Source organism: Paenibacillus sp. Soil750 (genome assembly GCF_001428045.1).
Taxonomy (GTDB): domain Bacteria; phylum Bacillota; class Bacilli; order Paenibacillales; family NBRC-103111; genus Paenibacillus_E; species Paenibacillus_E allorhizoplanae.
The window spans coordinates 118,653-130,053 of sequence record NZ_LMSD01000042.1 but is presented as its reverse complement, the minus strand read 5'-3'; the positions used below and the strand labels follow the sequence as shown (position 1 = coordinate 130,053).

The 11,401-nt window shown below is 42.0% G+C and carries 8 protein-coding genes; all 8 read left to right on the top strand.

Annotation, left to right across the window (positions count from 1 at the left end):
• The first annotated feature begins 10 nt into the window (after positions 1–10).
• The gene (locus tag ASL11_RS38280) at positions 11–3,706 is read left to right on the top strand and encodes an OmpL47-type beta-barrel domain-containing protein (RefSeq protein WP_442953113.1); all 3,696 of its coding nucleotides are present in this window, start codon (positions 11–13) and stop codon (positions 3,704–3,706) included.
• Between the two features lie 114 nt (positions 3,707–3,820).
• The gene (locus ASL11_RS31485; RefSeq protein WP_162261687.1) at positions 3,821–5,224 is read left to right on the top strand and encodes an S-layer homology domain-containing protein; all 1,404 of its coding nucleotides are present in this window, start codon (positions 3,821–3,823) and stop codon (positions 5,222–5,224) included.
• A gap of 353 nt (positions 5,225–5,577) precedes the next feature.
• Positions 5,578–6,552: a type I pantothenate kinase gene (gene coaA, locus ASL11_RS31480; protein ID WP_056623918.1), complete on the top strand. Its 975-nt coding sequence runs from the start codon at positions 5,578–5,580 to the stop codon at positions 6,550–6,552.
• Positions 6,553–7,049: 497 nt separating this feature from the next.
• Positions 7,050–7,778: an amino acid ABC transporter ATP-binding protein gene (locus ASL11_RS31475; protein ID WP_056623914.1), complete on the top strand. Its 729-nt coding sequence runs from the start codon at positions 7,050–7,052 to the stop codon at positions 7,776–7,778.
• Between the two features lie 20 nt (positions 7,779–7,798).
• Positions 7,799–8,662: a glutamate ABC transporter substrate-binding protein gene (locus ASL11_RS31470; RefSeq protein WP_056623911.1), complete on the top strand. Its 864-nt coding sequence runs from the start codon at positions 7,799–7,801 to the stop codon at positions 8,660–8,662.
• A gap of 63 nt (positions 8,663–8,725) precedes the next feature.
• Positions 8,726–9,379 (top strand): amino acid ABC transporter permease, encoded by a 654-nt coding sequence (locus ASL11_RS31465; protein WP_056623907.1) that lies wholly within the window; start codon positions 8,726–8,728, stop codon positions 9,377–9,379.
• 20 nt (positions 9,380–9,399) lie between these two features.
• Positions 9,400–10,050, top strand: a complete 651-nt coding sequence (locus tag ASL11_RS31460) for an amino acid ABC transporter permease (RefSeq protein WP_056623904.1) — start codon at positions 9,400–9,402, stop codon at positions 10,048–10,050.
• A 20-nt stretch (positions 10,051–10,070) separates the two neighbouring features.
• Complete coding sequence (locus ASL11_RS31455) at positions 10,071–11,396, top strand: sensor histidine kinase (protein WP_235550636.1); 1,326 nt, start codon at positions 10,071–10,073, stop codon at positions 11,394–11,396.
• The last annotated feature ends 5 nt before the right edge of the window (positions 11,397–11,401 follow it).

Below are 11,401 nucleotides of genomic sequence, written 5' to 3'. Positions count from 1 at the left end.
AGGAATTACATTGAAAAAAAGTATTGAAAAGGTAACGAGTTACGTTTTATTGTTTGCTATATTGCTATCTGTAATAGCAAGCGGAATGTTCAATACGGCAGTACACGCTACCGGTCTTTCGATCACCAACAATGGAGGCTGGAATGAGACGGCCTATGTAGAATGGGCACCTGTAAGTAATGCGACGGGATATAATGTATTTGTTAAGCCTGCAAGTGCAGCAGATTCTCAATATGTACAAATTGATACGCAATTAATCCGACAATACCCTTCAAATTGGAGAGCTGATGCTATAGGGCTTGCAGCTGGGAATTATGTAATGAAAGTCGAAGCAGTACTGTCAGATGGTTCCAAAGAAAGTACTGTTTCAAATACGATATCAGTAGCGCCACATGACAGATCTGGATTTGCCTTTGCAGGAAACTCACCATTTGGCACAGGTTCAGGAGCTTATAATAATGATGGAACACTTAAGAATGGTGCTCAAGTTATTTATGTATCATCTGCGACTGCGCAAACAGTAGCTCTTGATGTGATAACGAGTAGCTCAGGTACTAAACAAACAGGTGTTGGTTTAGGTGCAATTCTGGCACTAAGACAAAAAGGCTATGATAAAACACCACTTGCAATTAGATTTATTGGAAAAGTGACAGATGCTGACATGAGTGGACAACTTAACAGCAGTGGATTTCTTCAAGTAAAAGGGAACGCAAATTATGCGGAAATGAATATTACATTAGAAGGTATCGGACAAGACGCCTATGCTTATGGCTGGGGATTCCTACTTAGAGCAGTCGGTAATGTAGAAGTAAGAAATTTTGGTATTATGTTATTCCCTGACGATGGCGTTTCACTTGATACAGGTAATGCTAATGTTTGGGTGCATAATAATGATATTATGTATGGAAAAGCAGGCGGAGATGCTGACCAAGCAAAAGGTGATGGTTCAACTGACCTTAAAAAAGGATCAACTTATCTTACAATCTCTTTCAATCACTATTGGGATTCCGGAAAAGCTGCTCTAGTCGGTTTTGATGATACATCTGAATTCTTTGCAACATTCCACCATAACTGGTTTGATCATTCAGACTCTCGTCATCCACGTATAAGAACAGGATCTATTCATATCTACAATAACTTCTTTGATGGCGTCGCAAAATATGGTACTGGTGCTACAACTGCAAGTAATGCCTTTGTAGAATCAAATTATTGGAGAAATGCTCATAATCCAATAATGATTTCTTTACAAGGCACGGATATTAAAAATGGTGTTGCTAATGGCACATTCTCCGGTGAAGCAGGAGGTATGATTAAAGCCTACAATAATATTATTGATAATCCTAATAGTCTTATATATGCAAATTCCAATGCAGGAACAGCTCCAGCTAATGCAACATCATTTGATGCGTACTTAGCTTCGTCAAGAAATGAAACAGTTCCTAGTTCATACAAAACATTAGTAGGTGGAACAGCTTATAATAACTTTGATACGACTATCGATACAGGAGTAAATGTAGCTAACATTGATTCCGTAAGCACTGTTGAACAAGTTGTTACGGCAGAAGCTGGACGCCTAAATCATGGAGACTTTACATGGGATTTTGTTGATTCAGTTGATGACACATCGTATAGCCTTAATTCAGCACTGATGTCTAAAATACTAAGTTACACAACTCAACTTGTATCTGTAGGTGGTAATTCAACAACACCACCAACAACACCACCAACACCACCACCAACAACACCGCCAACAACACCGCCGACAACACCGCCTACATCGGCAATTGTTCACAACTTTACTACAAATGGAAAAACAAGCAACTTCTTCACGATTGTAGGGAACCTTTCAACAAGTAAGGGAACAGTGGCATATGATGGTTTAACACTAACTCAATGTTTAAAAATGGAGAGTACAACCAATATTGGGTTTACCACAACACAAGCTTCAACATTAACATTAGTGTTTAATCCAGCAAACGGACTTAAAATCAAGATAGATGGAACAAGCTATGCAATGACAAATGGTATTGTCAGTGTATCACTTGCGCCTGGCGCACATACCATTACTAAGGATGATGTTACAAATCTTTATTACATGAAACTCGCAAGTATGGAGAGCGATACGACACCTCCAGGGGATGCAATGTTTACAGCTGATGTGACAACTCCGACCAATACCGATGTGAACGTAATTATTCAGTTCCCAGATGACGCAGCTGTGAAAGAATTTAAAGTGGGCACTGAAGGCGCATGGACACCATACACAGCACCGATTGTTATGGCATCGAACAATACGATCTTTGCCAGAGGAACGGATACAGTTGGGAATACATCTAACATTAGCAGCTATATGGTAAGCAACATCGACAAAACGCCTCCGGCTGACGCAACATTGTCAGCAGACGTTACATCGCTAACCAATTTGGACGTTACCGTAACGATCAGCTACCCGGCAGACGCTTCGTCGATGGAATATAGAGTGGGAGCAAGCGGCGTATGGACAGCGTACACTGAACCGGTGGATGTTTCCGACAATGACACCGTGTATGCAAGAGGAACAGATGCAGTAGGAAATGTATCTAATGTAACCAGTATTACGGTAAGCAACATCGATAAATCGGCTCCGGCTGACGCAACCTTGTCAGCTGACGTTACAGCGCCAACCAATCATGACGTTACCGTAACGATCAGCTATCCATCCGATGTGACGGTGAAGGAGTACAAAGTAGGAGATATCGGGACATGGACGGCATATGGCTCTCCAGTGGTTGTCTCCGAAAATAGCACGGTTTATGCTAGAGCAACAGATGCTGCGGGCAATGTGTCGAATGAGACGAACTACTCAGTCAGCAATATCGATCACATAGCACCTATCGATGCAACCTTGGTTGTAGATACAAATACGCTGACTAACCAAGCTGTCAACGTAATCATCAGCTATCCGGGAGACGCTTCGTTGATGGAATATAAAGTGGGAGCAAGCGGCGCGTGGACAGCTTACACCGCCCCAGTAGTTGTCTCCGACAATGATACCGTGTATGCAAGAGGAACTGATGAAGTAGGAAATGTATCAAATGTAACCAGCATTACGGTAAGTAACATTCATAAAATAGCTCCTGTAACAACCGCTACCCTAAGTCAGGTTGTGCCTAACGGAAAGGACAGCTGGTACACAACAGTTGTGACCGTGAGCTTATTCGTAAGCGACATTTACGGAGGATCAGTAACAACGGAATACCAAGTGAATGAAGGTGAATGGATCATTTACACTGGCTCCATTCCAGTCTTCGGTGACGGAACTTATAAGCTCGGATATCGCAGCAAGGATCAGGCAGGCAATGTAGAACAAACCAAAACCGTCGAATTCAAAGTCGACAAGACAGCACCAGTGATTTCCGTCCAACTCGATAAAACCTCGATTTGGCCGGCAAATCATATAATGGTTCCGATTAATGCCACGCTGGATACTAGTGATGCTACATCGGGCGTTGAATCCGTGGTATTAACGTCCATAACGAGCAATCAACCGAATAGCGATCCAAGCGATATTCAGGTCAATTTCGGTACAGCCGCCACTTCTTTTAGCTTGCGTGCGGAGAAGTCGCGGATCTATACCATCACGTACACGGCAACTGACAAAGCGGGCAACAAAACGGTAACAACAGCAACCGTCACAGTGCCGCATGATCAATCCGACAAAAATTAAGAGGTAGTTCAATTGATTGAATACGAATAAATGATATTTCAGGAGGAAGAACCAGCCCCTTCCTCCTGGGTATGTTATCCATTTCTAAAAAATGGAAGGATTGAATTTTCAAACATGAATAATAAAATAACTTTTAAAGATAATCCTTGGAAAGATGGACATCGTGTCTTGGAATTTATTTGGAGTGGTCACATTAATGAAGCTGGACTCTGTCGAGGCATCCAATCGCTTATTAATGCTCCACTGCATCGTGCCATCATGATATCTCCTTACTCACAAGATGTCGGTGTGGGATTAAACACTAGCGGGACACTTGACAATACGGTATTAAATTTAGGTTTCCAAAACCTATATGGTGTAGATGAAGGCTACAGAAATACATATACTGTAAATTATCCTTATGACAATCAAAAAGACGTGCCAATCTTCTGGTATGCAAACGAAATGCCTAACCCATTATCCACATATCACAAAGAAGGAGCGAAAGTGGGGTATCCAATTTCCATCCATACCAGTAATATGAGGGAGCTTACATTCACTGCCGCATCGATTAAAGATGATAAGAACAATGACGTTCCTTATTATCTTGCAGATCGATCCACAATGCCTCAAAGTATCTCTGCTGATGTCATTCTGATTCCCAAAGAACCACTTAAGTCGGGAACTACATACACGGTTCACTTTGAAGGAGTGGGGGGAGGAACGAAGGTAACTAATGATTGGTCTTTTACAACACAAGCTACACAGTTGTCACATATAGAATTCGAATTCATGAATGCTGATATCATTGTAGGAGAACAGAAGAGATTCAAACTTACAGCGTACTACACAGACAGCACGAATGAAGATATTACGACCAAAGCTCAGTATGTCATCGATCCAGTAAGTAAGATTGAACTGAGTAATGGTTCCATGATAGGCAAATTAGCTTATGACAATATTGTTGTGAAAGCAACTTATCAGAATAAGACTGCTGTCATGAACATCAAAGTAACCGGCCCAAATAAACCGGTGATTAATAAGTTCCCTGTATTTAATGACATTAAAGATCATTGGGCTAGTTTGGCAATTGAATGGGGAACCAATGAAGGCGTCATTGATGGATATGATGATGGTTCTTTTAAAGCTAATAAATTAGTATCCGAAGCTGAGTTTATTACCATGCTGTTACGTGCATATAAAATCTCGCTTCAGGAAGATCCCGTATCCACACATTGGGCTGATAAGTATTATAGTTTTGCAAAAGAATATAATTTTGCTACGTCAAATAAAGAAGATGCCCGGGATTCATTCATTAATCGTACGAGTGTCGCGGAGATCATTTCCGGTATTGATGGCGTAAACAAATCCGGAAATGAGGCAATTCAGTACTTGCTCGATAAACGGTATTCCAATGGCAAGAATAGCGCTACAGTTGAAGGTTATGCCGGCAGTGAGAATCTTACAAGAGCAGAGGCCTTGCAGTTTATTAAGAATATTCTAGAGAATGGATTATCGCAAATTAAGAAACGTTACTAAAATTATTAAAGGAACATTGATAGCGAGATTCTATTCCCATTACTAAACTAACGAAAAGAACGATAGACAAAAAATAGGGAGTAGATCGCCGAGAACGGCAACTGCTCCCTGTTTAAGGGCTAGAATAACAATTTAAACAGGAATTCCTGTTGTCTTCATTCGAGAAAAAGCTAAAGAATACGGTGAGCTCTAGTTTAATATGTACATTTCGGCAGCCGGCCAGAAAGATCGGCTGTTTTTCATTGGACTAAAGGATAGTAATGCTGGAGTACCCTGTCATTGAATTATTAGTCAGGCTTGGCTATCATAATACGGTACAAGCAGTAACTTTGTCTAAAGAAAGGAAGGGTGGAATGACTGAATCCGCAAAATCACCGAGTGATATGTATTCGCCATATACGACCTTTACACGAGAAGAATGGTCGAATCTTCGAGAGGTAACCCCGCTGACTCTTAGTGAACAGGATTTGAAGGAGCTCCAAGGGTTTAATGATAAAATCTCACTTGCTGAAGTGCAGGATATATATTTACCACTATCCCGGCTCTTAAATTTATATGTCGAAGCAAGGCAAAAGTTATACAAAGCAACTCAGACGTTTCTGAATGATCATACGGCAAAAGTGCCTTATATTATTGGTATTGCAGGAAGTGTGGCGGTCGGTAAGAGCACCACAGCACGAGTACTTCAGGCTCTTTTGTCTCATTGGCCGAACCATCCGAAGGTTGATCTTGTAACGACAGACGGTTTCTTGTATCCAAATAGAATCTTGGAAGAACGTGGGCTAATGAAGCGCAAAGGTTTTCCGGAAAGCTACAACACCCGCAAGCTAATTAGCTTCCTGGCAGATATCAAGTCTGGGCTTTTTGAGGTTAGCTGTCCGATGTACTCTCACCTGGTTTACGACATATTACCAAATCAATTACAGGTCATTCAGCAACCGGACATTTTGATCATTGAAGGAATCAATGTTCTTCAGGGCTCTTCCAAATCATCGCCAGGTAAGAGGAAAGTGACCAGTGAGGTATATGTTTCCGACTTTTTTGACTTCTCAATATATGTAGATGCAAAGGAAGCAGAAATAGAAGATTGGTATATTGAGCGGTTTAAGATGCTGCGCAACACTTCCTTTTCTGATCCAAACTCGTATTTTCATCGGTACTCGGATTTAAGTGATACAGAAGCAGTCGAGACCGCGAACAACATCTGGCGTGAAATCAACCTGTTAAATTTAAGAGAAAATATTCAACCTACCCGAGGGCGAGCAAACTTAATTTTAACGAAGAGTACGGGGCATGCCGTCAATAAAATAAAGCTGCGCAAACTGTAAGTGCATTAAGAACAAGAGGCGGGCAGCATTCAACGAACGGGAACGATAGATTAATCAAGGCTACCGACTGGATCGGTGGCCGGTTCTCAACTAACGGGTAGTAGTGTTTGGTGTAAATTTAAAATGCTTAGTCTGTTAAAAGATACTTTGGAAAATAATACTAAGGACCTCAAAATAATTTGGATAATAATAATATACTGAAAATTAGGTGAAATACAGTAACGAGGTGAGATTACTTATCATCTGCTGGGAGACATTGAAGTTTTGAAGTAGACAATAAAGTCTTGAAGTAACCAATTAAGTTTTGAAGCAAAGTGGGCGTTCATTCTATTTGGTGAACGCTTATTACATTTTCTTGTATTGAGGGCCTTTTTTTCTGAGCAAATGTCGGATTACATAAGATTCTATAGGTTCACATTATTATTTAAGTACATCAGTTGTAAGTTTACATGACAATAAGTTTACATTCATACAGATTCATCGAAGGGGGGGTTCCATTGATCACATTTCGTCAAGTAGAGAAGCATTACGGCGATTTTCATGTTCTCAAAGGAATTAATCTTCAGATTCAGCAGGGCGAAGTCGTTGTCGTCGTAGGTCCATCCGGTTCAGGCAAGAGTACACTGCTAAGGTGCATTAATCGTCTAGAGACTATAACAAGTGGGGAACTTGTCGTGAATGAGTACAAGGTCAGCGACAAGAAGATGGATTTGAACAAGCTGCGTCGAGATATCGGTATGGTATTCCAGCATTTCAATCTATATCCGCATAAGAAAGTGATCGATAACATTACGCTTGCGCCGCTGAAGGTGCGCGGTATGGCTAAGAAAGAAGCCGAAGAAGTCGCGATGTACTATCTGGATAAGGTAGGTATTCAGGATAAAGCGCACAGCTTTCCTTCACAGTTGTCCGGTGGTCAGCAGCAGCGTGTTGCCATTGCAAGGGGGCTTGCGATGAAACCGAAGATCATGTTGTTCGATGAACCGACTTCAGCCTTGGATCCGGAAATGGTTGGTGAAGTTTTAGATGTAATGAAAACGCTTGCCAATGAAGGAATGACGATGGTTGTGGTCACACACGAGATGGGCTTTGCCCGAGAAGTAGCTGATCGCGTAGTATTTATGGACAAAGGTCAGATTGTCGAAGAATCGCCTCCAGATGAATTTTTCGTTAACCCGCGTGAAGAAAGAGCGAAACTATTTCTGAATCGTGTACTTAACCATTAAATAAGGAGATGAACGAAACCATGATGTCAAAAAAGTGGAATTTCATGTTGATGTTGACAACCATATTCGCATTGGCAGGGTGTGCCTCTACAACGAGTGTAACAGGTGGCGGATCAAACACTCCAGCAGCAAGCGTTGCTCCAAGCACCACGAAGCCAGCTGGTGGGACAACTGTTCTGGATGAGATCAAAAGTAGAGGCAAAGTCGTCGTTGGTGTGAAATATGATACGAAGCTGTTTGGTTTGAAAAACCCGACCGGAGGCGAGGTTGAAGGCTTCGACATTGACATCGCAAAAGCACTAGCCAAAGAAATTCTCGGCGATGAGAAGAAAATTGAGTTTAAAGAAGTAACCTCCAAGACGCGTATTCCGATGCTCGATAACAAAGAAATTGACATGATTGTTGCGACGATGACGATTACCGAAGAGCGTATGAAGCAAGTTGAGTTTTCTCAGGTGTATTTCAAAGCGGGACAGTCCTTACTCGTCAAAAAGGGCAGCCCTATTAAGAGTGTCGCGGATGTTAAAAAAGGAACGAAGGTACTGGCTGTAAAAGGCGCCACATCCGTTGCCAATATTAAAGCGAAATCTCCGGATGCCACCATACTGGAGTTTGATAATTATCAAGATGCATTCAGCGCTCTGAAAGCAGGTCAAGGCGATACGTTGACCACGGATAACGCCATCCTCTATGGCATGATGGAACAGGATAAGAACTTCGAAGTAGTCGGTGAACCGTTCACAGATGAACCTTACGGTATCGCGATGAAAAAAGGTGAAACAGCGCTTCAAGCCGCAGTGAATGAAGGACTGAAGAAGCTGGAATCAAGCGGTCAATACGCGAAAATTTACGAGAAATGGATCGGCAAAGCGCCATCCAAATAACAGGAATAAGAGGAGAGATGGGTGGCTGCCGCTGCCCATCTTCTGTCTATGAGGGGGGAGCACATGCTAGATTTCTCGATTTTTATCGACTATTTTGATATCTATATGAAGGGCTTCTTTAACACGATCATTGCCAGCGTTATAGCTTTAATTGGTAGCTTTGTGCTGGGTACGATCATTGCAATTTTTCGTATCGGATCGGTGAAACCGCTGAAATGGTTAGGTACGGCCTATGTGGAGTTCATTCGAAACATTCCGCTCTTGCTGGTTGTTTTTGTATTCTTCTATGGGCTACCTTCTATGGGCATTACCCTAAGTGGATTCGTATGCGGAACTTTAGGTCTTACGATATATACGGCATCTTTTATTGCGGAAGCGATCCGAGCTGGTATTATGTCGGTGCCTAAAGGCCAGTCTGAGGCTGCACAATCCTCGGGACTAACGTATCTTCAAACGATGTGGCATATCGTCCTTCCGCAAGCAATCAAAATTGTGATACCCCCGCTCAGCAACCAATTCATAAACCTCGTTAAGAACTCGTCCGTACTAGGCGTATTCGCAGGCTTTGATCTCATGTATTTCGGCGATCAGGTTGCAAGTGAAACTTTTGCTACGTTCGATACCTATATCTTCGTTGCTGTGCTATATCTAGTACTGACGCTGCCTTTAAGTTACATGGCTTTACGTCTGGAACGAAAATTAGCTCGTACGGACTGACTTTAAGAGGGGGTGAACGAATGGATATTATACATGCCTTTTCAGCAGATAATGTAAGATTTGTATTTGAAGGCTTCTACATTACGCTTAAAGTCGCAACGATCTCTATTGTTTTGAGCTTTATCGTGGGATGTGTCGTCGGCACAATTCGGTATACGAAGCTGACGGTGGTATCCCCAATTCTAGCTATCGTTGTCGAGCTCATACGCAATTTACCATTATTGTTAATCATATTTTTTGCGCGATTCGCCTTACCAGATATCGGTATCAAGTTTGGAGCCATGAATGCAACTATTTTTGCATTAACGTTATTTGAAGGCGCAATGATCGCGGAAATTGTGCGAAGCGGCCTAAATTCCATCGATAAAGGGCAGATTGAAGCGGCGCGTTCTTCAGGACTAAGCTATGTGCAAACACTCTGGCATATCGTCCTTCCGCAGGGGCTGCGCCGTATGGTGCCACCATTGGTGAGTCAATTTATTTCCCTGTTGAAAGATACTTCTCTTGCGATTGTTATTTCCTTGCCTGAATTGATGCATCATGCGAAAATAGTAATTGGACAAAACTATAATTATACCATGCCCATTCTATTTTTAGTGGCTCTTCTGTATTTTGCTGTGAATTATGCGCTCTCGCTAGCAGCTCGCAGGTTGGAATCAAGAATGGTGTAAGAGAATGTGACATAGAAGAGGTGTCTTCGTATCAAACTGCACTTACTGTAGGGGGTGAGCGCCTGGGACGATTGAAGAACGAAGGGCTACAAATGATTCTCATCGCTATTGTGACGGCAATTGCCGGCGAGTTTAAAATAACACCTTTCAGTGGTGAAGTGTTTAGAATCGGACTTGGCAGCAGTGCCTTTCTTCTCTGCTTGTTGTTGATGAGGCATCTGCCTTATGTGTATACAGGTATAATTACTGGCATCACTGTTCTGCTATTTCGGATGTTAGAGGATGGTATTATTTCGCATGGAGCCTTATCTTACAGCGCGAGCGCGCAAATGCATTTATCAGCCACATTTTATTATATAGCCTATGCGATTGCCATGAGCTTGATTAAGCACAAATGGGATCGTTTTCACCCCTTTATATTAGGATTATTCTTATCTGTTATTGACCTCATGTCAAATGAACTGGAATTACTGGCGCGCAGCTTCATTTTTCATTCACCGTACCTGTTTTCCCAGCAATTCGTGTTTATTACCGTGACCGCTGTCGTACGAAGTTACTTTGTGGTCGGCATCTATAGTAGTGTAACCATTAATCAGATGCGAGTCTTGCATATTGAGCAACAAAAGCGTATTGAGCAAATGCTAAATACGAATAGCGGTTTGTATGGCGAAGTATTTTACTTACGAAAGTCAATGGAAACCATTGAGCAAATAACGGCGAAGAGCCATAACTTATATGAAAAAGTTAATAGTACGGGGTTAAAAAGCTATGCTCGCACCATTTTGGGAATTACCCAGCAAATTCATGAAGTAAAGAAGGATTCTCAACGCATCCTCGCAGGTTTGTTAAAGCTGTTTGATCGGGATTTCGCAGCCGAAATGAGGCTGGCTGAAGTTGTGGAATTCGCCATCAAGTCCAACCTTGGATACAGCACCATGATCGGAAAAAAGATTCAAATTACAAGCGACATTCAAACGGACTACTACTCGGATCAATTTATCCCGCTTTTAACTGTACTCAATAATCTCGTATCTAATGCTGTGGAAGCCATTGAAGATCACGGATTAATCCGTGTAGGGGCTTATGAGCAGGGGGTTGAGACAATCTTGACCGTATCCGACACGGGTGTCGGCATTTCTGAACAGGATAAAGAGATGATTTTTGCACCTGGTTTCACAACGAAATTCAATCAGGAAGGCTTTGCTGCGACAGGGATTGGCCTCTCTCACGTTAGAGATATTGTTCATTCTCTAGGTGGGGACATTCTGTTGCGCTCTGACGAGCCGGGCTCTCAGACCTCTTTTGTAATTACCTTTTTGACAAATACGTTGAAAAAAGGAGCATAGAGATC

Bases quoted from the DNA above. Each gene is read 5' to 3' on its own strand.
- ASL11_RS31485 (WP_162261687.1), top strand. From the start codon at position 3,821: ATGAATAATAAAATAACTTTTAAAGATAATCCTTGGAAAGATGGACAT.
- ASL11_RS31465 (WP_056623907.1), top strand. From the start codon at position 8,726: ATGCTAGATTTCTCGATTTTTATCGACTATTTTGATATCTATATGAAG.
- coaA (WP_056623918.1), top strand. From the start codon at position 5,578: ATGACTGAATCCGCAAAATCACCGAGTGATATGTATTCGCCATATACG.
- ASL11_RS31460 (WP_056623904.1), top strand. From the start codon at position 9,400: ATGGATATTATACATGCCTTTTCAGCAGATAATGTAAGATTTGTATTT.
- ASL11_RS31470 (WP_056623911.1), top strand. From the start codon at position 7,799: ATGATGTCAAAAAAGTGGAATTTCATGTTGATGTTGACAACCATATTC.